The following is a 25,863-nucleotide window of genomic DNA, read 5'->3' as shown; positions in this document are numbered from 1 at the left end:
CGGCAATTATAGCTAGCTGTTCCCGGCAAAACCACGCAGCAACCGTAATTTGCGGCGGATTTCAAGCCGCAAAAGCGTTAGAGACAGCAGCATCTGGACAATCACCGCGACTACCGAGACAACCCAGACCTGATTGATCTTGAACTCTGGACGCTGCGACAGCCACAACACCGCAGGGATCATGATCACCAACCGAGAGGCTGAACTGATCAGCGAAGGCCAGGTATTGCCCAGCCCCTGAAATAGACCGGACGCCACCATCACGATGCCCATCGCCAAGAAATTCCAAGACACGATGCGCAGATAGTCGGTACCAAAGGCGATGACCGCTGCATCATGCGAGAAGGCGCCCACTAAAACCTGCGGCGCGATATGCGCCAGCGCCATCAATAAAGCCATGTAGCTACACGCAATGATTGCAGCAATGCGAAAGCACTCTTTGACGCGATCATGTCGGCCGGCGCCATAGTTCTGCCCAACGATGGCGGATACGGCAAAGCTGATGGCCATTGCGGGCAGCAAGCCGGATTGCATCAAGCGCATGCCGATACCAAACCCAGCCTGCGCTTCAGCGCCAAAGGGTTTGATGACTGCAAAGATCACCACCATGTAGATCGTTAGCAGCACAAATTCCATGCCGGAAGGCAGGCCAATCCCTAGCAATCTGCGCCACAGAGCGAAGTCCGGACGGCGCCATTGCGGTGGATCAAATTTGAGATAGGTCTTGCCGCGCCGCAGATAAAACACGAAGCCGACAACACCGATGGCGCTTGCCAAGAATGTCGATAGCGCAGCACCTTCTACCCCGAGCGGATGTCCACTGCCCCAGCCAAAGATCAGTACTGGAGCGAGAATGATGTTGAGCAACACGGTGCCGGTCTGCGCAATCATTCCCGGCCGCATATTGCCGATGCCGCGTAGCGCTGAGCCCACGCTCACCATGGTGAATTGCAATGCGATCGCTGGAATAAACCAGCGCAGAAATTCATGCGTTAATTTTTCGCTTAGCGGATCGCTGCTTAAGCTACGCACATAGAAATCACTGCCGAGAAAACACACACCAAAAAATAGCAGGCCAATAACCCAAGACAGAACCAAGGCCTGATTGAAAATTTGCTGAACTGCGACAGTGTCCTTGCGGCCAGTAGCATGCGAAATCAGCGCTACGGTACCGACGCCTAACATCTGCAACAGCGCAATACTGAGCAGCATGAGGTTGCCGCCAACACTGACAGCGGCCACGGCTTCTTTGCCTAGAGACCCGACCCAGTAAAGATCGATCAGGCTGTACAGCGTTTGCATCACCATGCCGACTAGCATGAACAAAGTCATGCTGGTCAAATGGCGACGCAGAGAGCCTGTGCTCAGGTCTTGCATGATCAAATCTCAGAATAGAAAACGGCCGCTGCGCATCAGCACAGCGGCCGTTGTCGAGTGAAAACTTAAAAGCGATTTATTTGTGAACGGGCTTGTCAGAAACGACGATGCCGTCAGCGTCTGCATAAAGCCATGCGCCGGGTTTGAAAGTAACGCCAGCAAAGTTCACAACCTTGTCGACGTGGCCGCTGTGCAGCCCTTTTTCGCTCTTACGCGGGTGGGCCGCAATGGCTTTGATGCCAACGTTTTGCTGCGAGAGTTCTTCGGAGTCACGCACGCAACCGTAAACCACGATGCCCGCCCAGTTGTTCTTCACTGCAAGCACGCCGAGGTTGCCGCCGACGAGTGCGCAACGCACAGAGCCGCCGCCATCAACGACGAGTACAGCGCCCTTGCCTGCTGTCTCCAGCGTGCTACGCACGAGTGCGTTGTCTTCAAAAATTTTCAGGGTGCGAATTGGGCCGTGAAATTTTTCTTTGCCGCCAAAATCGCTAAACAGTGGCTCGCAAACAGGCAGTTCGGGATGGGCGTCAGAAATATCGGTAGTAGCAGTGCTCATCTTCAATTCTCTTATTAATTGAGTTGGAATTTTTAAGTTTTCTTTTCGAAAGCTTTGGCGAGGATCGGCGCAGATAGCGCATATCCAAACAGCGCGATGAAGCCAATCATGGTCCAGCCTGGCAGCGAAATGCCCAGCCATTCGCCGACAATTTTGGCGCAGGCGCCATCGCCTTTCAGCACCATGGCAACAACTTCACTCAGCGGAAACATTTCGCGCAAGTAGGCCAAGGTTGGGCCGCAAGCAGGCACTTGATCTGGAGGCAGCGACTGCAACCAAACATGACGTGCCGCAATCAAAGCGCCCGCGAGTGCAGAGCTCAACGCGAGGCCTGAGTAAATCCAGCGACCCCAAGCTTTCGGACCATGAATGGCGCCGAGCAAAAAGAAAATGCCAGTCACGATCATCGCAACGCGTTGGAAAATGCACATCGGGCATGGCTCAAGGTGCAGGCCGTGTTCGAGATACAAAGCAAATGCCATGCAGCCCACGCAGGCCAGAAAGCCGAGGAAGCTGAGTAAGCGGAAGCTCATTTTCATTTTTGTAATGCTCTTTTTGATTACGCCGTAACAACCGGAATCTTGCCGATCTTGGCCTGCCAGAGCTTAGGACCGGTTTCATGGACAGAAGTGCCCTGACTGTCGACGGCGACAGTGACTGGCATGTCCTGCACTTCAAATTCGTAGATCGCTTCCATGCCGAGATCTTCAAAGCCAACGACCTTGGCGCTGCGGATCGCCTTGGCAACCAAGTAGGCAGCGCCACCAACGGCCATCAAGTAAGCGCTCTTGTGCTTCTTGATCGACTCAATGGCGGTTGGGCCGCGCTCGGACTTGCCGATCATCGTGATCAAGCCAGTTTGCGCCAGCATCATCTCGGTGAACTTATCCATGCGCGTTGCGGTGGTTGGGCCTGCAGGTCCAACGACTTCATCACGTACTGGATCGACCGGGCCGACGTAGTAGATCGCACGGTTGGTGAAATCGACCGGCAGCTTCTCGCCCTTGGCGAGCATGTCGGCGATGCGCTTGTGTGCAGCGTCGCGACCCGTAAGCATTTTGCCGTTTAGCAGCAGCGTCTGACCCGGTTTCCAGCTGGCGACTTCTTCCTTCGTCAGCGTGTTGAGGTCAACGCGCTTGGAGGTTTCGAGGTTCGCCTTCCAAGTCACCTTTGGCCAGTCTTCGAGTCTTGGTGTCGGCAATACGGCTGGGCCTGAACCATCGAGATGAAAGTGAACGTGACGCGTTGCGGCGCAGTTCGGGATCATCGCAACCGGCAGGTTGGCAGCGTGCGTTGGGTAGTCGAGTACTTTCACATCGACAACCGTTGTGAGACCGCCGAGGCCCTGTGCGCCAATGCCGAGTGCGTTGACCTTCTCGAACAGTTCCAGGCGCAGTTCTTCAGCGCGAGTCTTGGCGCCACGAGCTTTCAGTTCGTGAATATCAACCGGTGCCATCAGTGATTCTTTGGCGAGCAGCATCGCCTTCTCAGGCGTGCCGCCAATGCCGACGCCGAGGATGCCCGGCGGGCACCAGCCAGCGCCCATGCTGGGGATGGTCTTGATGATCCAATCGACGACGGAGTCACTCGGGTTAAGCATCGCCATCTTCGATTTGGCTTCAGAACCACCGCCCTTTGCCGCACAGATCACTTCCAGATGATCGCCATCAACGATCTCGTAGTGAATCACGGCCGGCGTATTGTCTTTGGTGTTGATGCGCTTGCCTGCAGGATCGGCGAGTACCGATGCGCGCAGCTTGTTGTCTGGGTGGTTGTAGGCGCGTTTGACGCCTTCGTTGATCATGTCGGTGACGTTGAGCGTCGCGTCCCATCTCACGTGCATGCCGACTTTGAGAAAGACGGTGGCGATGCCGGTGTCCTGACAAATAGGACGCTTGCCCTCAGCGCTCATGCGCGAGTTGGTCAGGATCTGCGCAATCGCATCCTTGGCCGCCGGATTCTCTTCACGCTCATACGCCTCGCCCAAAGCCTTCACATAGTCCAATGGATGGTAGTAGCTGATGTACTGGAAAGCGTCGGCTACGGATTGGATGAAGTCTTCTTGGCGGATCGTGGTCATGTGCTTGCGGTGGCTGGCGGGATTTGAGGGTGCGTATTCTAACGTAGGGTGCGCCGTGCGCACCGATTCCGACCGAATTTCAGGGGCTCGCCACTTAGTGGGCTAACTCTGCCGTCCATGGCGCAGCAGCATCTCCACTTGAGAGCCCGGCCCGGCCATCCTTGGCCGGGCGTTCGCGGGCTCCGCGAGCAATGCTCGCGAAGCGAGCCCGCTCACCCACCCTGAATTCCCCCACGAGTCAAGCGTGCAGGATCCAGCAGTTTGCGCAGTTCGGCTTCGCTCATGCCGGTCTCTTCACGCGCAACATCCAGCACCGGGCGCCGTTCGTTATAGGCCTTCTTGGCAATCGCCGCGCCTTTCTCATAACCAATGACGGCGTTGAGTGCGGTGATGAGGATGGGATTCTTCGCGATCGTGGCGTCGATGTGAGCTTGTTGCACAGTGAAGCTGGCAATAGCTTCGTCAGCCAACAAGCGTGAAACATTGGCGAGCAGTTCGATGCTCTGCAGCAGGTTATAGGCCACGACCGGCAGCATCACATTGAGCTGAAAATTGCCGCTCTGTCCGGCGATGGTGATGGTGGCATCGTTGCCAATCACCTGTGCGGCGACCATCGCGGTGGCTTCCGGAATCACCGGATTCACTTTGCCCGGCATGATGGATGAGCCGGGCTGAAGCGCTTTGAGTTCAATCTCGCCAAGGCCTGCGAGCGGACCGCTATTCATCCAACGCAGATCGTTGGCGATTTTGGTTAGCGACACCGCAACTGTCTTCAGTTGTCCTGATAGTTCTACCGCAGCATCTTGCGAAGACAGCGCTTCAAAATAATCTGGCGCAGCTTTGAATTTGATGCTGGTGTGTTTGCTCAGCGCCGCTGCAAATTTTTTACCGAACTGTGGATGCGCATTGATGCCTGTGCCCACAGCTGTTCCGCCTTGTGCCAACGCTTGCACGCGTGGCAGCGTTGCATTGATGCGATCAATGCCATTACGAATCTGCGCGGCCCAGCCTCCCAATTCTTGATCAAAGCGCAGCGGCATCGCATCCATTAAATGCGTACGGCCGGTCTTAGTGATTTTGCTTAAGGACTTGGCTTTCTTCTCAGTGATCTTGGCCAGATGTGTCAGTGCAGGCAGCAATTGTTCGTGAAGTGCGAGCGCGGCAGAAACGTGAATGGCGGTGGGAATGGTGTCGTTCGACGACTGTCCGCAATTGACGTGATCGTTGGGATGTACCGGCTTGCCGAGACGCTTAGATGCCAGATGCGCAATCACCTCGTTGGCGTTCATATTGCTAGAGGTGCCAGAGCCGGTCTGGAACACATCAATCGGAAACTGAGTGTCGTGCTTGCCCTGCTCCACTTCAGATGAAGCCTCGGCAATGGCCGCGGCCACTGATTTTGGCAACTCGCCCAATCCCGCATTAACCTCAGCCGCAGTGGCCTTGATCAAGCCCAGTGCGCGGATGAAGCCGCGTGGCATGCGCAGGCCCGAGATCGGGAAGTTTTCCACCGCTCTTTGAGTCTGTGCGCCCCACAGCGCATCGGCAGGCACTTGTAGATTGCCCATGGAATCAGACTCTACGCGGAAGGTTTTCTTGGCCAAGATGCACTCCAGCTCAGGGTGAAGCGGCTCTTAAAAGCCGTTCAGTACGGTGTTTCGTTTAGAATACGCGCCTTGTCAAAACGCCGCAGATGGCGCCCTTTCATTCTTTCGTACCTTCTAATGAACCTGACCTCGCTTTCCGCCATTTCCCCTATTGACGGCCGCTACGCCGAAAAGACTGTCGCTCTGCGCGAAATCTTCAGCGAGTACGGCTTGATGCGCTATCGCGTGCTGGTCGAAATTCGCTGGATCGCCGCACTGGCCGCTCATGAGGGCATTCCTGAAGTGAAGCCACTCTCGGCCGCTTCCATCGAAAAACTGAACAAACTCGCCGACGGTTTCGACATCACCGAAGCCCAACGCGTCAAAGCGATTGAAGACACCACCAATCACGACGTAAAAGCAGTTGAGTACTACCTCAAAGAAAAGTTCAGCAACAACGCTGAACTCTCGGCAATCAAAGAGTTCCTCCACTTCGCCTGCACCTCCGAAGACATCAACAACCTCTCGCACGCATTGATGCTCAAAGATGCACGCGAGAAGGTGCTGCTGCCGGTGATCGACAAACTGATTCTCGCCATCACGGGTCTGTCGCGCGCATATGCCGAACAGCCGATGCTGGCGCGTACGCACGGCCAACCAGCAACGCCAACGACCATGGGCAAGGAAATGGCCGTATTCGTGCAGCGTCTGCGTCGTCAGCGTGATCAGCTCGCTGCCGTGCCTTTGCTCGGCAAGATCAACGGCGCTGTTGGCAACTACAACGCTCACATGGCGGCTTATCCGGATGTGGATTGGGTTGGCTTCGCCGGTCAGTTCATTCATAGCCTCGGCGTTGAACGCAGCCCGGCAACAACGCAGATCGAGCCACACGACTACATCGCTGAATACTTCAATGCGCTGGCTCGCATCAACACGATTCTGATTGGCTTCTCACGTGATATCTGGAGCTACATCTCGGTTGGCTACTTCAAGCAGCGCACGGTTGCTGGCGAAGTCGGAAGTTCAACGATGCCGCACAAAGTGAATCCAATTGATTTTGAAAATGCCGAAGGCAACCTCGGCATTGCGAACGCGATCCTTCAGCATCTCGCTGAGAAGCTGCCAATCTCACGCTGGCAGCGCGACCTCACCGACTCCACCGTTCTACGTAACCTCGGCGTTGGCGCAGCGCACAGCTTGATTTCATATCAGGCACTGCAGAAAGGCATCGGTAAACTCGAAGGCGATGCATGGCGCATGAGCCAGGATCTCGACGGCAACTGGGAAGTTCTCGGTGAAGCGATTCAAACCGTGATGCGTCGTTACGGCTTGCCTGAGCCGTACGAACAACTCAAGCGCCTCACGCGCGGCAAGAAAATTGGTCGCGAAGAAATTCGTGAGTTTGTGCAGACGCTTGATCTGCCAGCCGCTGAAAAAGAACGTCTGATGCAGATGACGCCTGCCAGCTACACCGGCAACGCGACGCAACAAGCCAAGGCTGTTTAACGGTGATCTAAATGGCGCTCGAACCGCAGAAACCCGAGATAGAGGTCGTCAGCGGCCAAGCCGAGTTTCTGCTTCGAGCGTCAGCTTTAGTTGCGTCTGCAAAAATGGACATCACCCTGTTTAGTCAGGGCCTCGATCGACGCACGTATAGCAGCGAAGATTTTATTTCGCCGCTGCAAACCTTTCTCCTCAGTCATCAACGCGCAAGACTGCGTGTGCTCGTGCATACGCCGTCAGCAGCAATGCGTACGGGGCATCGATTGATTGAATTGGGTAGACGTTTATCCAGCCGCATCGAATTTCGAGAATTGTTGTCTGAGCGACAACTGCTCCGGAAAGAGTTTTTGATCATCGATGAATCCGCGTTGTTACTGCGTGATTCGCCGGACCAATTAGAAGCGCGTTACTACGCGCACGCGCCTTTGCTGGCGCGAGATCAGAAACGTGAATTTGATACTTGGTGGCAAGAGTCGCCACCGGCTGCTGAATTCAGAGATTTGAAACTCTAGCCTTCCGCCGGCGCAATCTTTTCGCGCGCACGGATCCACTGACGTACATCTTCCGGCACCGCCATCGATTTCTGATTAACGTAGTCAAACCACACAATCGTGCCGCGTGTCACGGCAACCAGCTTGTCGCCATTAAAAATGCCCGCCAGTGTTTTGAGGCTTGAGCGACCAATCGAAATCACGCGGAAACCTGCCTGCAAATCAGCCGGGTGATGTAGCTGTGAAATGAAGTCGGCACTGATATTGGCAAGGATGATGCCCTGCTCTTTCCAGAAGCTTGGCTTGTCCATTTGCTCTTTGAAGTAAGACAAGCGCACGTCTTCATCGAAGGTGAAGAACTTGGTGTTATTCACATGGCCAAGCGCATCGAGATCCGACCAACGCGTCGGAATCCGTACAACATGGCCAAAGTCACTGAGCTGAATGTTTTCCATGGGCTTCCATCATTTTGAGACGCTGAGCAGCAGCGTCACAGATAGCTTGTTTGCGAGAGCCATCGACAACTGACCACTCGCCAATTTCATTAAGCGAACGACCGCAGCCAACGCAAATGTTCGCTGTGTCTAGCTCGCAGATATTGATGCAGGGAGAGGCGATTTCAGAAGTGTTCACGATGATGCAATTGTAAACCGGATCGCCGCGTTTCTAACGCGCATAGAAAAGCCCATGTCGAGTTATCTCGACACGGGCTTTTTTGTACTGACTACTTATTACTTAACTTGCAGCTTCAGCTCAACGCGACGGTTGGCTTCGCGGCCTGCGTCGGTGTCGTTGCCAGCAACTGGGTTGGCTTCGCCGTAACCGTTAGCGGTCAAGCGAGCTGCATCAACGCCTTTGCTGATCAGGTACTGACGTACCGATTCAGCGCGCTGCTTCGACAGGGTCAGGTTGTACTCTGGCTGGCCGTTAGCGTCGGTGTAACCGGCGATTTCAGCATTGTCGTTTGGCTGAGCGTTCAGCGTTGCAGCAGCACCGTCCAGAATCGCATGCGATGCTGAGGTCAGTGTGGCTGAGTCATTTTCAAAGTTCACGCCCTTGAGGTTGAGCGGGTTAGCCGGAGCCGGTACAGCCTGGCCGATAGCTGCTGGGCAACCATCTGGGCCAACTGGCAAGCCCTGAGCCGTGCCTGGGCACTTGTCAGCTGCGTCCAGAACGCCGTCTTTGTCGGAGTCAGCGGTGCCGCAATCGGTGCGAGCTGCGCCGTTGAGGTCAACCACTTGTACGCCGCAGGCCGAAGCAGCTGGCGTAACGCGATCTTTGAAGAACGGGGTGAGCGGGATCTGGATACCGATGGTGAAACGGTAGTCGATCAGAACATCTTCGTTTGCTACCGACTTGTCGTTAACCTGAACCTGAGCGCGACCTTCCGTACGGATTGCAGCGCCGTACCAAGGCAGTGGGAAGAGCAAGCCAGCGCCGATGTTGGCAGCCGGGTGCCAGTCCTGCTGGCCACGAACGTCTTCATAAGCGGCTTCAAGGCCAACCAAGCCGAAAGGCTTAAAGCTAGGCAGATACTTGGTGTAGTTACCGTTCCAGGTAAACAGGCCAAGATCTTTTACGAGGTCAGCGCCAACGATCGTTTGGTAGTCTTTGTTGCCGTCGATGTTGCGATTGCGGCCAACGTCATAGAAGAAACCTTCAATGGCGAGGCTGGAATCTGCAAGAGGCCAACCGAAAGTCAGCTGGTAGCCGTTGCCGTCTTCGGAATCGCGAGCGCTATCACCAAATTCACGTGCGTATTGAGCAGCGACGTACGGGATTTCGTAGCCATCCGTGGTCACTGCGAATGCCGGTGCGCTAAACGCAGCGCCGAGTACCGCTATGCCCCATAGTTTCTTGTACATTTTTATATCCCTGATATTGATGTATGAAGATTTTTGTTTTAAGTGCAAGCGGAATCTACTGGATTTACACACTAGTGCCAAGTTAGAAATTTAGCTTAACTTATACTTTTTTCGCACAGTCCCCGATCAGGGACGGGCCTTGGTAGATAAACCCTGTGTAAACCTGCACCAGATCGGCTCCAGCCTGTCTTTTAGCCAGTGCGTCGTCCCCGCTCACAATGCCGCCTACGCCCACCAGCGTGAAGTCTGGACCCACTGCTGTGCGCAATTTGCGCAGGGTTTCATTGGCTAGCTCGCGTAACGGCGCCCCAGACAATCCACCCTGCTCTTTAGCAAGTATCTCGTCGCCAAGTTGCGGCCGTGTGACGGTGGTATTGGTGGCGATCAGGCCATCGATATCGAACTGTTTAGCGGCTTGGGCGATATGTTCAATTTGAGTGCCGGAAATGTCCGGCGCGATCTTCACCAGCAAGGGTTTGCGAACGCCCTGCTCTTGCGCGAGCTTCACGCGCTCATCGCGTATTTGACGCAGCAGATCATTGAGGCGCTCTTCGTCCTGTAGATCACGCAGGTTCTTGGTGTTCGGCGAAGAAATGTTGACGGTGATGTAGCTGGCGGCGGCGTGAGCCTTACGCAGACAGATCAAATAGTCGTCAGCGGCATTTTCAATCGGCGTATCAAAATTCTTACCGATGTTGATGCCGAGAATGCCTTTGTAGTCGGTGCGTTCAATCTGCGCCAACAGATAGTCGACGCCTTTATTGTTGAAGCCAAGGCGATTGATGATCGCCTGATGCTGCGGCAGGCGGAACATGCGGGGCTTTGGATTGCCCGGCTGTGCACGTGGCGTCACCGTGCCGACCTCGATAAAGCCAAAGCCGAGTCGTGCCCAAGCTTCAATGCACTCACCGTTCTTGTCGAGACCCGCTGCGAGTCCCACGCGATTGGGGAACTTGAGTCCCATCAATTCGACGGGCTTTGCCGAGGTTTGGCAGGCAAATGGCGCTGTCGCCAGTCGCGGGAAATTCTTGAAGGTTGCGAGCGTGAGCTCATGCGCGTGTTCGGCGTCTAAACGGAATAGCGCACTGCGAGCGAGGTTATAGAGCATTAGCGGCTGGTTGATGCTGGATGGCGAGGCGCTCGCGAACTGAGCGCGGCAATGGCAAGTAGCGCGCGATACGTGAGCGCAGGTTGCCGACTTCATGATGCAGGCGATTTTGTGTCGCCGTGACAGGCATGCGGACAAGGCTTAAAGCGATGTCGCGTGCCAGATATTTTTTCGGGGTTTCTTCGTAGAGCGAACCAAAGCTGCCGGCCGCTGCGAATAGCGCACGCGACAGATGCAAATAGTCACGACGTAAAACCAGACCGACCTGCTGCGTGTTGGACATCAAATGCAAAACGCTCTGTCCGCGCTGATGTAATCCCGCGGTACCACCGCGACGTAGTTCGCCAATGAAATTACGGCGTGTCAGCGGACGCACATCTTTCTTGGCCAGCGTTTCATCCAGCGCAGCTTTGATTTCTGCACGGCGCGCGCTGTTGGCTTCTGGCTGCGTACTGACGCGGATTAGCGCATCGGCGAGGAGTTCGGTGTCGGCGAGAATGGCGCCTGCGAGGTAATCCCAAACGGCGCTCCACTTGCCATCAAGTGAAACGACATTGCCCCAATCGATCAGATGCAATGCGCCGTCTGAACCGACCATGATGTTGCCGGGATGCAAATCGCCATGCATTTCGCGATGCACCAAGACGTGATGCAGAACGGTGTAGAGCAAACGATCCGCAATCTGGAATTGGAATTGGCGACGCTGACTGCGTGGCATTTTGCGCAGAGCGCGAGTCAGACTGTCAGCATCGCTGAGATATTCCATTTCAAGAATGCGACGTGAGCTGGCATGCAGAACCGGCACGCGATAAGCCTTGCTGCTGAGGCTGCGTTGATAGAAGCGCAAATGGTTTTTGGCTTCTTGCTCAAAGTCGAGCTCTTCCATAAAGCCCGCAACAAACTCATCAACCTGCTCCTGCATTGCACGCAAGAACGGCGCGAGCTTGGAGTGAGGAGCCCAGTATTGCGAAGACATAATCGCAAGGCCGAGTACGAGTTTCCCAATCGCGAATTCACGATCAATGTTCTGGCGACCGACCTTGATCACGACGGGACGCAGCACTTCTTTGCCGTCTTCGATAAAAGGTTTTTTAGCGAAGTAAACCGAGCCAATCGAACCAGACTTCACTGGTCGTGCTGCATCAAAATCCAGATACAACTTATGCGGCAACTTACCGTAGCACTCGATGAACGCCGCGTTGACTTCTTCTTCAGTCATCGGCGGCACGTCTTCGTGAAATACCGCTAATTCACGTGCGATTTCTTCAGGCAGGAAATCAGCATTGGCAGCCGCAACCTGCGCCATCTTGATAAAGAACGGACCGAACTCACGCACCATCTGCGCAACGATCTGTGCCTGCCCTTTGAAATCTTTTGCGTCGGTTTGAAAGAATGGCTTGATGTAGCGCAGCGCTTTGATCTGACGCTGCACAATCACAGCATCGTGACGCACCGTCGCAGCGCGACGCAGCAGCTCATTCAGTTGCCATTGATTGAAGCGACGACCCGCTTTGAGAATGTTGATGATCTCAACCAGCTGCGGCTCGTAGGTTTTAAGTACGAGGCGTGACATGTCGAGCGTCAACTCGCCAAGACCTTTCAGTTCGGGTGAAGAGAACAACTCGTTAAAGAACTGCCAAAACTCTTGAACGAGTGCATCAGGCACTGGCATCGGTGAGCGCGCAACCACTTGCTCAACGACGAAGCGAATCAGTTCTTCGGTCGATTGCTCGTTCGGAATCAGGCGACGCTTGCGCAGATAACTGGTGACACGCCCGGTCTGATGCATCAAAGGATGCTTGTAGAGCGTGTTGTACGTTTCATCGATGGCCGCTGATAACTCTTCGCGGGTCACATCATTTTCATGCGCGAGCGTGCGCAGAAGCGGCACGAAGCTGCGTGAGACTTTATAAGTGGAAACGGTAAGCGAACCCATCTCGCGCAGAATCCCACGCTGAGGTTGCGGCGGCGTGGTGTTCACCGTGTCACTCATTTACGGAAGCGTTAACCAGTGGCCTAATTTGGCGCGTTTGGCGTCGAGGTATTTTGCGTTGTGCGGATTACGGCCCGATTCCAATGCAACGCGCTCAACCACTTCAATGCCCGCCGCTTTAAGCGCATCAAACTTGCGTGGATTGTTGGTCATCAATTTGATGTGGCACAAATCCAGACACTTGAGCAGTTCAATAGCCAAGCTGTATTCACGCGCATCGGCTGGAAAGCCGAGCTGATGATTCGCTTCGACGGTATCAGCGCCGCGATCCTGCAAGGCATAGGCTCGAATCTTGTTGCCAAGACCAATGCCGCGTCCTTCCTGACGCAGATACAGCACAGCGCCTCGACCTTCGTCCGAAATTTTTTCTAATGCCGCTTCAAGCTGTGCGCCGCAGTCGCAGCGCAGCGAGAACAGTGCGTCACCGGTGAGGCATTCGGAGTGAATGCGGATCAGGGGTGGTTCGCCTTTCAGGTCGCCCATGGAGAGCACGACATGCTCTTTGCCATCCGCGGCGTTATAGACGCTGATGCGGAATTCGCCGAATTGGGTAGGTAAAACGGATTCAGCGATGTGTTCGAGAGCCATTAGATTGCTCCCTGTGAAACTGAAATCGCTGCCAAGAATGTGATATTTAATTGAATCATATAATAATTAAATCTATTTCTTCACATTCAAATCAATGAATCTGGGTATTGCGGGTGGCCTCAAAGTCGTCCGTGAGGCCCTATCGTCCTGTGCGCCGGAACAAGTACCGTTGCGCGACGCACAGGATGACAGATTGTGGGCTTAAGCGCCCATGAAATTCTGGCCGCAAACACGCAAAGTCTGGCCGTTGATGCCGCCCGCAGCGTGTGAAGCAAAGAAAGTCACTGCTTCGGCGATGTCGATCGGCATGCCGCCCTGACCCAGCGAGCTGAGACGACGGCCGACTTCACGTGGACCAACCGGCATCTGCGCCGTCATTGCGGTTTCGATGAAGCCTGGAGCCACAGCGTTGATCGCGCCACCATGGCGAGCCATGGTTGATGCCATTGATGAGGCGTAGCCAATGATGCCGGCCTTGGTCGCAGCGTAGTTGGTTTGACCCGCGTTGCCGCTGATGCCGCCGATGGACGAGATGCAGACCATGCGTGCGCCATCTTTGAGGCCGTCTTTGAGCAGGCCTTCGTTGATGCGCAGGATCGCGCCGAAGTTGATGTCCAGCACCATATCCCACAGGTGCGGCGCCATATTGCGAAGCATCTTGTCGCGTGTCACGCCCGCGTTGTGAACAACGATATCAAGGCCACCAAATTTCTTGTTGGCTTCTTCAGCGATGCGCTGAGCCGCGTCTTTGGCGGTAACGTCAAGAGCCAAACCTACGCCGCCGATGCGAGCCATCGTTTCAGCCAGACCACCTTCAGCAGAAGGATGATCCATGCCGATAATCGTTGCGCCTTCGCGTGCCAGTGTTTCGGCAATCGAAGCGCCGATGCCGCGTGCAGCACCGGTGACCAAAGCCACTTTGCCTTGCAGCGAGCCAGACAATGCAATCGGTTCTTCGCGTGGGCCAGCGCCTACCGGCAGAACCTGACCGCTGATAAATGCTGAGTGTTCGCTCAGGAAGAAACGCAGCGGACCAGCCAGCCAGTCTTCAGCGCCGGTCTGAACTTCCAGCAAGTTGGCGGTGATGCCTTTCTTGCCGACTTCTTTGCCGAGCGCGCGGATGAAACCACGCAGCGCGGTGGCGCTGGCAACGTGTGCAGCATCGCCAGCTTCGGAAGGTGCGCGTGACAGAATCAGCACACGGCCATTGGCTGGAATTCCGCCAGTGACAGGCTGCAAGAAGTCATACAGCTCGCGGATCTGAGCCGGATTGGCCAGACCAGAAGCGTCGACGACATAAAGTGCGCTTGGAGCATCGCCCGAACCCTTGGCCGGATTGCCCGCCAGCGTCACGCCGAGTTTCTGAGCAGCTGCTTTGATCAGTGGCAGGCCAACATGTTCTGGCTGAATACGCAGCGTGGCGCCCGCTTCTGTCAGTGCCTTCAGCAATGGCGCTACAAACTGAGCATTGGTCGTTGCACCAACCAATGCAGGAACGCCAATCAAAGGCTGCTGCGCCCAAGGGCCGGATGCGCGCTTCAGACGCGGTGGCTGAGGCAGGCCGAGCAAGCTGGCCAAGGCCTTACCAAATGGGGTGTGAGACAGTTCCAGATAACGATCCGACATGTGCCCGCTCCAAAAAATAAACAAAAAAGAAAGGAAAAGTGATTGCACACATTATCGCAGGCCCTTACAGCACTCTCTAGGCTGCAAATGCGTTGCGGGCTGTCGTTACAGTCAACTCCATGACTACCCGGCACGTGTATTGACTGCGTGACCGGGGTGTCGGATAGTCCCCGAATCCACCCGCTAGGCATCAATATGCCGGTTTAAATTTCGGCGCTCTTCAGAGGAGAGCGGCGGGTGGCAGCATCACTTAAATTTTTATAACTAAACACTTAGGCGTAGATCGGGAGCACACATGAACAAACGGTTTCTTGCACTTGCAGGCTTGGCAACAGTATTGAGCGTCGGTACTTATGTCGTTCTGAACGTGGTCAAGCCTTATAAGCACGAAACGCCAAAGGTGGCTGATGTCACCTCGCCTGATCAGGTGTTTGGCGCCTCTGTCGACAATCCCGAAGCGCATGCGGAAGGCGAAGCCGCTGCCGCCCCAGCCCCAGCTGCAGAAGGTGCCGCCGATGTTGCTGCAGTACAGCCGGTTGATACCGCCGTGCAGCCTGCTGGCAGCGTAGATGCCACTGCTGCGGCAACTGCATCTGGCGATGGTAGCGTTGCTCCATTGGTTCCAGCAGGCGCTGTTGCTGCCGCTCCAGCCGCAGCTGATCAATCTGCTCCAGTTGATACCGCGTCAGCTGAACAGCCAGTTGCAGAGACTTACTCTGAACCTGTCGCAGAAGCTGCACCGGCTCCAGAGCCAGCACCTGCTCCTGCCCCGGCTCCAAAGCCTAAGAAGAAGTCGGCCAGCAAATCACCTAGCACAGGTTCTTCAACCTGGTGGCCAGCTGAGAAAGCCGACAAGCTTTCATTGGTCTATGCCGGTCCAGCGTCTTACAAAAAAGCCGTCGTGTTGATGTTCAACGGCGCGTTCTTCCAGGCCGATACCGTTAACGCCAACATCAAAGTCACCAACAAGGCTGGCAAAGCGATTTCGGGCAATTGGGAATTGGGCGAAAACAACCGCCGCATGGTGGTGTTCCCAGTTGATGCCGCTGGCACCTACAAAGTTTCGATTGCTTCAGGCTTGACCGACAGCAAGGGCCGCAAGTTCGGCAGCAAGCTCGGCGGTCCGGTTCAGGTTAAGTAAGCTTCGCAACGCATCACACTTGGCCGTGACGACGATCTATTTAGTCCGTCACGGCCAGGCTTCTTTTGGTCATCAAAACTACGATCAACTTTCAGCCTTAGGCCAGCGACAAGGCCAAGTGCTCGGCGAGTATTGGTCGCAGCTCAAATTCTCATTCGATGCAGTTTATGCCGGCGACATGGCGCGCCAGCAGGACACCGCACGCGCGACGCTCGCTGCAATGCAGCGCAGCGATCTGCCCATACAAACGCTGTCGTACTTTAGCGAATACGCCTTCGAACCGATTCTGCGTGCTTATCTTCCGCAGATAGGAAAAGAAACACCGGAGTTGGCCCAGCAAATGGGCGATCTCTATAAGAATCCAAAACTGTTCCAGACAGTTTTTGGTTTGGCGATTACCAAATGGTTGGAGGATGCGCCGCACGAGCATTCGCCGTTTGAATCTTGGCGTGAATTCTTTGATCGCTGCGTGAATGGTTTGAATCAAATCGCAGCCCAAGGCCATAAGCGTGTTGTGGTGTTTACTTCAGGTGGCGTGATCTCTGTTGCGCTACGCACAGCGCTAGGGTTGGATGACGTCACCACCTTTCGCCAGAACTGGCGCATCTACAACGGCTCAGTGCACAGCTTTCACAAAGGTCGCTCTGATCTTTCGCTGCTGAGCTTCAATAACATTGCTCATCTTGAACTGACTGAGCAAAAAGAACTGATTACTTTTCGTTAGGAGTTTTTTTCATGTCCACTCAACTTTTTGACCTGACCGGTCGCGTTGCATTAATCACCGGCGCTTCACGCGGTATTGGCGCAGCCACTGCGCGTCTGCTCGCACAACAAGGCGCGCACGTCGTGATCTCAAGCCGTAAGCAAGAGGATCTCGACAAGGTTGCAGCTGAGATTATCGCTAGCGGTGGCAAAGCTACGGCGATTGCGGCGCACCAAGGTGAATCTGCTGCGTTGCATCGTTTGATTGGCGAAATTGAAGCAGGCCTTGGCCGCCTCGATATTCTGGTCAATAACGCTGCTACCAATCCTTACTTCGGCCACATCTCGGATACCGATATGAGCATGGTCGAAAAAACCCTACAGGTGAACATCAAGGGTTACTTTGAACTTGCAGCGCTGGCCAGCAAGCTGATGAAGAAGAATGGCGGCGGCGCTATCGTTAATATTGCATCGATCAACGGCGTGAAGCCTGGCATGTTCCAAGGCATCTACTCCATCAGCAAAGCCGCCGTCATCAACATGACGCAGGCATTTGCCAAGGAATGTGCGCCATGGAAAGTTCGCGTTAATGCCGTGCTGCCGGGTTTAACGGAGACCAAATTCGCATCGGCACTGACCAAGAACGAACAAATTCTCAACGTTGCGCTTCAGCAGATTCCACTCGCACGCGTCGCACAGCCAGAAGAAATTGCACCGGCCATTTTGTATTTGGTTTCTGATGCCGCCAGCTACGTCACCGGCACAACGCTGACGGTGGATGGTGGTTTGATTGGTTGCGGCGGTCTTTGATTTGTAGCCCGGGTGCAACCCGGGATCTTCTTATTAGATGAGACTTCCCGGGTTTCACCCGGGCTACTCAGTCTCTAACGCAGGAGCATCGCAATGCCCACACTACAAACCGGCGGTCAGACGCTTTATTACGAAGACACTGGCGGTAATGGCAAGGTTGTGGTGTTTTCGCATGGCTTGCTGATGGATCGCACGATGTTCGACGCGCAGGTGACTGCGCTGTCGAAAAAGTATCGCGTGATTACTTGGGATGAACGCGGTCATGGCAATACGGGCGACGCGGCTGCTCCGTTCTCGTATTACGACTCAGCGGCTGATCTCGTTGGATTGTTGCAACAGCTTTCAATTCCGCGCGCCGTTTTTGCAGGGATGTCGCAAGGTGGTTATCTGTCGCTGCGTGCAGCGCTGCGTTATCCGCAGTTTGTTGCGGGCCTGATTTTGATCGACACGCAAGCGCTTCCAGAGAATCCAGTCACCCTTCCCCATTACACCCAGCTGATTAACAACTGGGTTACGAATGGCTTGGATGATCAAACCGCGGCGACGCTGGAGCACATCATCCTCGGCGCGGGATACGCCGATGCATCGTTATGGAAAGCCAAGTGGAAGAAAGTAACGCCTGCCAATCTGCTGCAGATTTTTAACACGCTGGTGACGCGAGACGATCTCACGGATTCACTCTCGCAAATCAAAGTACCTGCGCTGGTGATTCATGGCGACACTGACAACGCGATTCCCTTGGCGCATGCCGAAAAGATGGCGCGTCTGCTGCCTCAAGGCACACTCAAAGTGATTCCAGGTGCTGGGCACGCAGCGAACCTGACGCATGCTGCGTTAGTTACGCCACTGATTGAAACTTTCCTCGAGCGCTTTTAATCGCGACTAAGGTGTAGCGGCCTCGGGCGCTGGTGCAGTGCCTGCTTCGGGAGCCACAGGAACAGGCACGGGCATAGGCGCTCCGCTCGGTTCTGCTTCAATCGGTGCTTCTGGCTCAGTCGTTACGATAGGCGCTTCTGTGCTGAGGGGCGCATCGATGTCATTAAGCTGTCCGCCACTCTCAGGCCCCGTGCTCGGCGGTTCTGGTTCTTCGCTCGGCGTGCCACGTGAGCCGTAGCCCATCTGCCCCACAATCCAGCGCACACGTTTCTGCACATACGCGCCGGGTGAGTTCACTTTCCAGCGTTTGGGATTCGGCAGCACTGCAGCCAATCTTGCGGCTTCTGTAGGCGTGAGTTGCGCAGCGGATTTATGAAAATATTTTTGTGACGCGGCTTCTACGCCGTAGAGCCCGGGACCAAATTCTGCGACGTTGAGATACACCTCAAGAATGCGCTGTTTGCCCCAGATGTTTTCGATCAACACCGTGACGCCTGCTTCGATGCCTTTGCGGAAGTAACCACCGCCGGACCATAAAAATAGATTCTTCGCGGTCTGCTGACTGATCGTCGATGCACCGCGTTTACGCTTGGATTTTTTGTTGTGTGCGTAGGCTTTTTCCATGGCTTCGATATCAAAGCCATTGTGCGTATAAAACTTTTGATCTTCGGCTGAAATAACTGCTTGGCCTGCAAACTTGGCGATGTTTTTAGCAGGCACCCAAGTGTATTCAACCGGCTTGACCTCACTTTGCAGCATGAAGGCCGTCGTTGGCAGCGGAACCCATTTGAACAACACGATCGGCAGCAGAACCAGTGCAATCAGAATCAGCGATAGCTTGAGCAACAAGCCAAACAGCGACGTGCGTTTTTTAGTCATTTTCTCGGAAGGCGGTGTTGCTTTGGACGCAGTCAATTGCGGCGCTGCTGCAGGTGCAGTCAGATCGGGTTCGATACGCGGGTTTTGAGGATCCATCGCTGGGGCTAGTCGTTTTTAATAATTTCTGTAGCGCGAATATTAACGGCTTACAGAGATTGACGGGTTGTTGCCCCGTCATACGAGATGAATTGGGGCTTATTTGGCACTGGTGGCCGACTGCAGGGTCTGCTGACGCTGGATTTCTTTGTGCTTCATGTCCAGATACTCGCCGCGCTCGAGTTCATGTAGTTGTTGCGGATAACGTTCAACTCCGGCGTACCAAGCGTTGAGACGCTTCTCAAGCTGTTCTGACGCTGGCGCCGACAGTGCGCCGAGATACGCCTCAATCGCCAAGAAGTAGCGCATCGTGTTTCGCTCGACCACCCCGCGTACGCCGCGCATGTAGACCGGCTCACCATTGGCTTTGCGCGAAACAATGCTGAAGCCCAATTTGTTGCGTCCGGTTGTTGTCAGATAGCCCTGCATTGCTACGCGCGCCGCCATGCCGTAGCGATACGAATACGACAGATGCAGGAAGCTGCGCTGGGCATCCAGTGCCACCACTTCGAGCTGAATTCGGTAACGGCTGGTGCCCATCGGGCCTTCATCAGCTGTCAGCAACAGTTGCTGGTAGTCAGACTGATTCGTCACAACCTTGTAATGAAAATCAATCGGAAAAGCATCGTCGAGTGGTTGATCAAATTTCCGCCCAACGCTGAGTTGAAGCATGTCGGCTGACTTCGACGAACCCGCACTGCAACTCTTCACGTTCTGATGCAGGATCAGAATGTCACACCAATGATTGATGTCTTTCAGCGCAGGACTGACCACGGCATAAGGTTGTTCGATCACGGCGTAAGTTTCGCCTTTGAGTCCGCCAGAGGTTTGACTCGACTCAAGATAGAGCGGGCGTTTGAAAGGATTATTGGTCAGCTGCTCACGCAACGCGGCGTGACGCGCTTTTAGCGAAGTGGCGTCCTGCGCCAGCGCGAGAGGCGTGCTGACAACCGCACACAACAAGACCACTCGCATTAGGACGTTGAATTTCACTTTCATCTCACTCTTAGAACTCGCGTGCCAATCAATGGCAGTGTCGATATAGAGATCACGGAAATGATGGTAGCGACGAATGAAAATCGCATCGGTGTGTTAGCGCACCGAAGTCTTGCACTCGATCGCGCATATTTCAGTTGCCAGAAATATCACGGAGATTAAACATGTACGGATTAAACAAACACATCGTTGTCATCATTTCAGCTGGTGTTCTGAGTCTCGGTCTCAGCGCATGCGGAGGCCCAGATACCCCAGCTAAAAACCAAGAAGACGTAACCAAGGCCGCTGTAGAAGGCGCGAAGGATGTCGAGAAGGAACGCGCCAATGTGGTCGAGAACCTGAACGACGCTCAGAAGGATGTAAACAAAGCTGATGCTGAATATGGCCATGAAGCTGCCAAGGGCAATCTCGATCTCGCGATCGCAGAAGCCGAAGCCGCACACAAGGTGACCATTGAACGTTGCGAAGCGCTGGCTGGCGATGCCCGCACGCTTTGCAAGAAGCAGGCTGATGCGACACTTGAACAGGCCAAGGTACAGGCCAAGATCACCAAGTACGCAACAGATCCTAAGCAGTAAAAATCAGTCGTAAATTTGTATCGATGAATGGCCCCGCAATGGGGCCATTCGTTTATTTGCAGCTATGCATTATTGCTACGTGCGGCTTTGCGATCATCTGTTTCTAGACGCAGTCGAATCTCGGTGGCCACTGGCAAATGATCTGAGAGTCGCTCTTCAAGAACTGTTGCAGTGAGCACCTCTACTGTCGGGGTCACCAAGATGTGATCCAAAGCGCGCGATGGTCGCCAGCTTGGGAACGTATGATTTTTGTGTACGCCGCGTAAGCCAGCGTTGCGCAAGCCATCGTGAATTGTCAGTTCGCTTTCATCGCAATTGAGATCGCCGAGTACGATGGTGTCGATGCGATCATGAATTAACGTCGAGATGAAATGCAGTTGTTGCTTACGCACACGACGCCCAAGTGCGAGATGAACAATGAATAGGCGCAGTGGTTCGCGACCTTCAGGTTGCACTTCCACTTCGAGTGCACCACGTCCCGGCAACCAGCCCGGCAGTGCGTGATATTTCACGTTCTCCAAAGGCCAGCGCGATAAGCAACCTAAGCAATGCTGAGCAAATGGACGTAGATCACGCGTCACCGCGGAATGCCAATAGGGGAAGCCTGCGCGTTCTGCAAGATGTGCCACTTGATTCAGTTGCGAGGTACGCAAACTGCCCGCGTCTGCTTCTTGTAACGCCACGATGTCATAGCGCGACACGAGCTTGGCGATGCGATCCAGATTGAGCTGAGCACTACGCGTAGGCAGAACATGCCGCCAAGCATGCGTAAGGTAATGCCAGTAGCGAGAAGAATTAAGACCAACTTGGATGTTGAGCGACAAAAGGCGCACGGTGTCAGCGCTGCCCTCTCGTCCAACGGAATTCTCACTCATAGCCAATACGCACCGATTCGCGCTGTCCGCTCTTTCAAGCGCGAAAACCAGGAGCGGTGTTTCCATTTACTGAGCACGATTTCCTCGGACTCTTTCAAGTCCTCGGCGAACATGGTGTCCATTTGCTTGGCGAAATTGCTACTGAGAATGACGGCATTAATTTCGTCGTTATGCAAAAAGCTGCGCCAGTCCAGATTGGTTGATCCGATGGTGGACCAGACGCCATCAATGCAAGCCGTCTTGGCATGCATGACCGAGCCGTGGCGCTCGTAAATTTTGACACCACCACGCAACAGCTTCGAATAATAGGATCGGCCCAAATTAAAGATGGGCCATGAGTCGGAAAAACTCGGCAATACCAGTTTCACGTCAACGCCACGCTGCGCTGCATCAGTCAGCGCCTTAAGCAACTGCGGGTCAGGTGCAAAATAAGCGATGGTTAGATGTACTTTGCGTTCTGCATGCGTGATCGCTGAAATCAGCGTTAAGAAAATAAGGTTTGGAGAATCGCCTGGCGTGCTGCCAATCGCACGAACGATCTCGTCGCCCTTGTCTTTTATCTCGGGCAAATAATGTCTGGCCGCCAGCGGCTCACCATTTTGCCGCGCCCAAGTTTCCAGAAACATTTTCTGAAACTCGGCGACCACCGGTCCTTCAATACGAATATGCGTATCGCGCCAGCCGGCTTTCGGTTGGTTTTCTTTATGTTTCTTCCTGCGCAACTTGCCTGAGGGTGCGCTCGAATAAGTGTCACTGATGTTGATGCCGCCAGTAAAAGCAATGCGGCCATCAACGATCAGCTGCTTGCGATGGTCACGATTGTTGATCAGCCATGACTTCTGCTTACCCGACAGTGGATTGACTGGATTGAACTCCAGCACATTGATTCCACCCTCACGCAAGCGATCAAAAAACTCTTGCGGTGTCGACAGGCCGCCGATGCTGTCGTAGATGATGTTGACCTGCACGCCTTCAGCCTGCTTCTTCAACAACAGATCAGAGAACAGCCGACCAACCTTGTCGTCATCAAAGATGAAAGTTTCAAGGTTGATGTTGTCTTTGGCACCACGGATTGCCGCCATCATCGACTCGTAGGTCGCAGGTCCGTTTTGTAGCAGCTTCAGCTTGTTGCCCAGAACCAGTGGGCTATTGGCATTTACCGCCTGCTCGTAGGCCAGATGGTTTTGCAGCGCCTCGGAGTCACCGTGCTTGTCTTCGATATGTTCGAGGATGGCCTCACCTTTCGCAGCCGAGACTGGGCCACGCGTATCTTCGAACTCAACCTTTTGTGTCGGCGTCGTTGCCATGTCGTGTTTAGCGTCCGGCAGAGTGGCGCAGCCTTGTGTATTGGCCGCAATAATCGCAAGCACCGCAACCGTGCTGAGCTTGCATCCCGTTACCCAAGCGAAACTCTCACTCAGCTGACGCCGAGCGAACTCAAACGCAGCAATGATCTTAGTCGCCATGGGCCATACCTGCGGTAGGTGTCGGCATTGACGATGATAGTAGGAATGGGCCGCATGAGCGTCGGTGCGTTGTCGCGCTTTGGGATTGGGTGATCTACAAGGATTCGTCCTGTGAGTCGGGACAAATCAGCCGTTTATCGCGCTTGCCCGCACAAGCTGGGGATTCACTGCCGTAATGGCGACACAGATCGTCTGCGACTCCCTATGTATGGCTTCCCCAATCCATTGGCCTGTTGGCTGCAGTCTAAGATTCACCGCTAAGGTCGCGACCCTGCCTGACTGCGCCTATCTGGCAGAAACCGCCGTACTCGTGCTCACGCCGCCACAGTTGGTGACCGTGCCCAAGAGTCTTGGCAGCGCCAAGCCGCAGCTGCAACAAAAGGTTATCACCTAGCCCGTTATGAGTGCCATCAGTTGGCGGTCGATAACCAACGCATTAAACGTTTTGGTTCAAATCATGTTGATCAGTGAGTGCTGGTCTTGGCAATACGTCCAGTATGGTCTTTGACCCAGTTTGTTTTTCTAGCCAGTCCCAAACAAGTTTTGGCAAAAACCCCGTCCTCTCTCCTTGCATGGGTATTTCGCAGATTAAAATTGAGTCATCATCGTGTAGCAAGGGCTTTAGCCTGTGAAACCAAGCATAGCCATCAGATGAACTCAAAACTACCCAGCAGTTTGGAGCATAACGAACCCAACTAAGGGCTTTATCGAAAGCAGCTGATAACTCCGCATGCTTCGGGTTGCGTCCGTAAAAATTAATTCCAATATGAAACAGTTTATTCATTTGGAATCATCATTTTCTAAAGCCGAGCTAGATATTGCGGGCAAGGAAGGATCCACGATGGGTTTTGTTTGCGGGGAGCTTAAAACCCCCTTCATTTGTGCCTCAAATTTTTGATATTCAAGGAACTGTGCACCTTCTAAAAGGGCAATGCTTGGATTGTTTTGTACAAATGCTTCTGTTTTGTTAATCCACCAGAACGAGAAAGCAGTAATTATTCCTGCCGCAAAAATTATGATTGCATCAAGAATATAGTTATCTGAAAGCCTGAAAATAACGACTGTCCATATAGCTACTAAGGCTAGAGCAACGCGACTGGTTTTACCTACAAAGCCCCCACCAAGCTTAATCTGCTGGAAGGACTCTTTTAGCTGTCTTATCAGCTCGCTTGGATCTTGATCTGCTGTTGTCATATCGCGATCCTAACATTGGCCCGCTGCTTTAGCCCTTGGTTCACTTGAGCCAGTACATGACAAAGAAGGCCGGACAAAACCTTGTTGGCGCCCGCTTGATAGAATTAGCACGTATTCGCTCGACTATTTGAAGCTGCCAATGAGTGCGGTGTTACGCCGAATTTTGTTGCACTTCTGTAACACCGATAATCCGAAATACCCGAGATTTCCAAGGAAATCCCTATAAAATGTCTGAGATTAAAATAGCTGGCTGCGGTTAATTAAGTCTTATTATTTTAATAAAATCAGTTATTTATATGTTTTATGTAGAGTTTATGATCGATTGGACTGATATTGCGTTAACATTTTATTTAAGTAATTGAAAATATTAATGTATTTTCTATTGCACCTACGTTCGATTGGATTGGCAGTACGCCAATAAAGTATATAAGTGATTGATAATACTCATAAATTCTGCGTCGCACCTATGATGGATTGGACTGACCGCTATTGCCGGTCATTTCATCGACTGCTGTCGTCCAATGCCCGTCTCTACACCGAGATGGTCACGACCGGCGCAGTCATCAAAGGTGATCGCCAACGTCTGATGCGTTTCAACAAAGGCGAGCATCCTGTGGCTCTGCAGCTTGGCGGCTGCGATCCGGATGATCTGGCACGCAGCGCCGAAATTGGCGCTCGCTTTGGTTACGACGAAATCAATCTGAATTGTGGCTGCCCGTCTGATCGCGTGATCGACGGCCGCTTCGGCGCCTGTTTGATGCGCAAACCAGATCTGGTTGCCGAATGCGTGATGATGATGACCAAGGCGACGGATTTGCCGGTCACGGTGAAGAATCGCATCGGTCTCGACAACACTGAGGAATACAGTTTCCTGCGTAATTTTGTTGAGACGGTCGCTGACGCCGGTTGCGAGACCTTCATCATCCACGCGCGCAAGGCTTGGCTGAACGGTTTGTCGCCAAAAGAGAATCGCGAGATTCCGCCACTGCGTTATGAAGTGGTCTATCGCCTCAAGCAAGATTTTCCGCATCTCAACATCGTGATCAACGGCGGCATTAAAACCATCGCCGAATGCCAAGAGCATTTGAAGTACGTTGATGGCGTCATGCTCGGCCGCGAACCGTACGAAAATCCGTGGATGCTGTCGGAAGTCGACGAACATTTATTTGGTGGCGAAGCTTTCAACATGGACCGCGCCGCGTTGCTGCGCAGCTTCATTCCCTACGTTGAACGCGAGCTGGCCGCTGGCGTTCCGCTGGCACACATCACCAAACACATCCTCGGCCTGTTCCGTGGTCAAGCCGGTGGTCGCGCTTATCGTCGCGTGATCAGCGAGCGCGCTTTCCGCGCTGGCGGTGGTATCGAAGTTATTGAGGAGGCGCTGGCTGCAGTTGAGCAAGCGTCAACACTTGAAGAAGCAGCGTAATCAATGAGAACTGCTATGAAAAAAATCTTACTTTCACTAATTTTAGGA

General features: G+C 53.8%; 26 protein-coding genes and 1 pseudogene. 9 read left to right on the top strand and 18 right to left on the bottom strand.

The window, feature by feature from the left end; translation table 11 throughout:
• Positions 1–12: 12 nt before the first annotated feature.
• From CJD38_RS12790 to CJD38_RS12770, 5 genes are all read right to left on the bottom strand, one after another.
• Complete coding sequence (locus CJD38_RS12790) at positions 13–1,377, bottom strand: MATE family efflux transporter (protein ID WP_107940739.1); 1,365 nt, start codon at positions 1,375–1,377, stop codon at positions 13–15.
• A 76-nt stretch (positions 1,378–1,453) separates the two neighbouring features.
• Positions 1,454–1,936 carry a ribonuclease E activity regulator RraA gene (rraA, locus tag CJD38_RS12785; RefSeq protein ID WP_107940738.1) on the bottom strand — a complete coding sequence of 161 codons (483 nt, stop codon included), beginning with the start codon at positions 1,934–1,936 and terminating at the stop codon, positions 1,454–1,456.
• A gap of 32 nt (positions 1,937–1,968) precedes the next feature.
• On the bottom strand, positions 1,969–2,475 hold the full coding sequence (locus tag CJD38_RS12780) for a disulfide bond formation protein B (protein ID WP_107940737.1): 507 nt from the start codon (positions 2,473–2,475) through the stop codon (positions 1,969–1,971).
• A 20-nt stretch (positions 2,476–2,495) separates the two neighbouring features.
• Complete coding sequence (locus CJD38_RS12775) at positions 2,496–4,016, bottom strand: fumarate hydratase (RefSeq protein WP_107940736.1); 1,521 nt, start codon at positions 4,014–4,016, stop codon at positions 2,496–2,498.
• 212 nt (positions 4,017–4,228) lie between these two features.
• Positions 4,229–5,584 (bottom strand): class II fumarate hydratase, encoded by a 1,356-nt coding sequence (locus CJD38_RS12770; RefSeq protein ID WP_240783623.1) that lies wholly within the window; start codon positions 5,582–5,584, stop codon positions 4,229–4,231.
• Positions 5,585–5,740: 156 nt separating this feature from the next.
• Between CJD38_RS12770 and purB the strand changes: the two genes are divergently transcribed.
• Together purB and CJD38_RS12760 are read left to right on the top strand one after the other, a co-directional pair.
• Positions 5,741–7,108, top strand: coding sequence for an adenylosuccinate lyase (purB, locus tag CJD38_RS12765; protein ID WP_107940734.1), 1,368 nt, complete (start codon positions 5,741–5,743; stop codon positions 7,106–7,108).
• 11 nt (positions 7,109–7,119) lie between these two features.
• Positions 7,120–7,617, top strand: a complete 498-nt coding sequence (locus tag CJD38_RS12760; RefSeq protein WP_107940733.1) for a DUF7931 domain-containing protein — start codon at positions 7,120–7,122, stop codon at positions 7,615–7,617.
• Here the strand turns inward: CJD38_RS12760 and CJD38_RS12755 are convergent.
• The 7 genes from CJD38_RS12755 to CJD38_RS12725 form a co-directional block, all read right to left on the bottom strand.
• Entirely contained in the window at positions 7,614–8,051 is a 438-nt protein-coding gene (locus CJD38_RS12755) for an acyl-CoA thioesterase (protein ID WP_107940732.1), read from the bottom strand. The genes CJD38_RS12760 and CJD38_RS12755 overlap by 4 nt on opposite strands.
• Positions 8,029–8,229, bottom strand: coding sequence for a DUF1289 domain-containing protein (locus tag CJD38_RS12750; protein ID WP_240783617.1), 201 nt, complete (start codon positions 8,227–8,229; stop codon positions 8,029–8,031). Before CJD38_RS12750 ends, CJD38_RS12755 begins: the two co-directional genes overlap by 23 nt.
• Positions 8,230–8,327: 98 nt before the next feature.
• Positions 8,328–9,461 carry an OmpA family protein gene (locus CJD38_RS12745; RefSeq protein WP_107940731.1) on the bottom strand — a complete coding sequence of 378 codons (1,134 nt, stop codon included), beginning with the start codon at positions 9,459–9,461 and terminating at the stop codon, positions 8,328–8,330.
• 100 nt (positions 9,462–9,561) lie between these two features.
• Positions 9,562–10,569, bottom strand: coding sequence for a quinone-dependent dihydroorotate dehydrogenase (locus tag CJD38_RS12740; protein WP_107940730.1), 1,008 nt, complete (start codon positions 10,567–10,569; stop codon positions 9,562–9,564).
• The gene (locus CJD38_RS12735) at positions 10,559–12,562 is read right to left on the bottom strand and encodes an ABC1 kinase family protein (RefSeq protein ID WP_107940729.1); all 2,004 of its coding nucleotides are present in this window, start codon (positions 12,560–12,562) and stop codon (positions 10,559–10,561) included. The genes CJD38_RS12740 and CJD38_RS12735 overlap by 11 nt, the downstream gene beginning before the upstream one ends.
• Positions 12,563–13,150 carry a GTP cyclohydrolase II gene (gene ribA, locus CJD38_RS12730; protein WP_107940728.1) on the bottom strand — a complete coding sequence of 196 codons (588 nt, stop codon included), beginning with the start codon at positions 13,148–13,150 and terminating at the stop codon, positions 12,563–12,565.
• 201 nt (positions 13,151–13,351) lie between these two features.
• Positions 13,352–14,776 carry a 3-oxoacyl-ACP reductase gene (locus tag CJD38_RS12725; RefSeq protein ID WP_107940727.1) on the bottom strand — a complete coding sequence of 475 codons (1,425 nt, stop codon included), beginning with the start codon at positions 14,774–14,776 and terminating at the stop codon, positions 13,352–13,354.
• A 295-nt stretch (positions 14,777–15,071) separates the two neighbouring features.
• Between CJD38_RS12725 and CJD38_RS12720 the strand changes: the two genes are divergently transcribed.
• The 4 genes from CJD38_RS12720 to CJD38_RS12705 all read left to right on the top strand — a co-directional run bounded on the left by CJD38_RS12720 (position 15,072) and on the right by CJD38_RS12705 (position 18,305).
• A complete protein-coding gene (locus tag CJD38_RS12720) occupies positions 15,072–15,917 on the top strand; it encodes a hypothetical protein (RefSeq protein ID WP_107940726.1) in 846 nt (281 codons plus the stop codon).
• Between the two features lie 25 nt (positions 15,918–15,942).
• Positions 15,943–16,641 carry a histidine phosphatase family protein gene (locus tag CJD38_RS12715; RefSeq protein WP_161554230.1) on the top strand — a complete coding sequence of 233 codons (699 nt, stop codon included), beginning with the start codon at positions 15,943–15,945 and terminating at the stop codon, positions 16,639–16,641.
• An 11-nt stretch (positions 16,642–16,652) separates the two neighbouring features.
• Positions 16,653–17,429 carry an SDR family oxidoreductase gene (locus tag CJD38_RS12710; protein ID WP_107940724.1) on the top strand — a complete coding sequence of 259 codons (777 nt, stop codon included), beginning with the start codon at positions 16,653–16,655 and terminating at the stop codon, positions 17,427–17,429.
• A 93-nt stretch (positions 17,430–17,522) separates the two neighbouring features.
• Positions 17,523–18,305, top strand: coding sequence for an alpha/beta fold hydrolase (locus tag CJD38_RS12705; protein ID WP_107940723.1), 783 nt, complete (start codon positions 17,523–17,525; stop codon positions 18,303–18,305).
• 240 nt (positions 18,306–18,545) lie between these two features.
• Here the strand turns inward: CJD38_RS12705 and mtgA are convergent.
• Both mtgA and CJD38_RS12695 read right to left on the bottom strand, forming a co-directional pair.
• A pseudogene (mtgA, locus tag CJD38_RS12700) lies at positions 18,546–19,184 on the bottom strand (monofunctional biosynthetic peptidoglycan transglycosylase); the annotation flags it as partial.
• A 195-nt stretch (positions 19,185–19,379) separates the two neighbouring features.
• Entirely contained in the window at positions 19,380–20,279 is a 900-nt protein-coding gene (locus CJD38_RS12695; RefSeq protein ID WP_107940722.1) for a hypothetical protein, read from the bottom strand.
• 161 nt (positions 20,280–20,440) lie between these two features.
• On the opposite strand from CJD38_RS12695, the gene CJD38_RS12690 reads away from it, so the two are divergent.
• A complete protein-coding gene (locus CJD38_RS12690) occupies positions 20,441–20,854 on the top strand; it encodes a hypothetical protein (protein WP_107940721.1) in 414 nt (137 codons plus the stop codon).
• Between the two features lie 62 nt (positions 20,855–20,916).
• On the opposite strand, the gene CJD38_RS12685 is transcribed toward CJD38_RS12690, so the two are convergent.
• Both CJD38_RS12685 and CJD38_RS12680 read right to left on the bottom strand, forming a co-directional pair.
• Entirely contained in the window at positions 20,917–21,729 is an 813-nt protein-coding gene (locus CJD38_RS12685; protein ID WP_107940720.1) for an endonuclease/exonuclease/phosphatase family protein, read from the bottom strand.
• Positions 21,726–23,195 carry a phospholipase D-like domain-containing protein gene (locus CJD38_RS12680; protein WP_206362985.1) on the bottom strand — a complete coding sequence of 490 codons (1,470 nt, stop codon included), beginning with the start codon at positions 23,193–23,195 and terminating at the stop codon, positions 21,726–21,728. Before CJD38_RS12680 ends, CJD38_RS12685 begins: the two co-directional genes overlap by 4 nt.
• Positions 23,196–23,403: 208 nt before the next feature.
• On the opposite strand from CJD38_RS12680, the gene CJD38_RS12675 reads away from it, so the two are divergent.
• Entirely contained in the window at positions 23,404–23,589 is a 186-nt protein-coding gene (locus tag CJD38_RS12675; RefSeq protein ID WP_107940719.1) for a hypothetical protein, read from the top strand.
• A 42-nt stretch (positions 23,590–23,631) separates the two neighbouring features.
• On the opposite strand, the gene CJD38_RS12670 is transcribed toward CJD38_RS12675, so the two are convergent.
• Both CJD38_RS12670 and CJD38_RS12665 read right to left on the bottom strand, forming a co-directional pair.
• Positions 23,632–23,979, bottom strand: coding sequence for a hypothetical protein (locus CJD38_RS12670; protein ID WP_107940718.1), 348 nt, complete (start codon positions 23,977–23,979; stop codon positions 23,632–23,634).
• Positions 23,976–24,389 (bottom strand): hypothetical protein, encoded by a 414-nt coding sequence (locus CJD38_RS12665; protein ID WP_107940717.1) that lies wholly within the window; start codon positions 24,387–24,389, stop codon positions 23,976–23,978. The genes CJD38_RS12670 and CJD38_RS12665 overlap by 4 nt, the downstream gene beginning before the upstream one ends.
• A 433-nt stretch (positions 24,390–24,822) precedes the next feature.
• Between CJD38_RS12665 and dusA the strand changes: the two genes are divergently transcribed.
• Entirely contained in the window at positions 24,823–25,815 is a 993-nt protein-coding gene (dusA, locus tag CJD38_RS12660) for a tRNA dihydrouridine(20/20a) synthase DusA (protein ID WP_366511339.1), read from the top strand.
• Positions 25,816–25,863: the final 48 nt, after the last annotated feature.

This window comes from Stenotrophobium rhamnosiphilum (assembly GCF_003052265.1).
In the GTDB taxonomy this organism is placed as follows: domain Bacteria; phylum Pseudomonadota; class Gammaproteobacteria; order Nevskiales; family Nevskiaceae; genus Stenotrophobium; species Stenotrophobium rhamnosiphilum.
The sequence above is the reverse complement of the archived record's forward strand: the minus strand, read 5'-3'. Positions and strand labels throughout refer to the sequence as shown.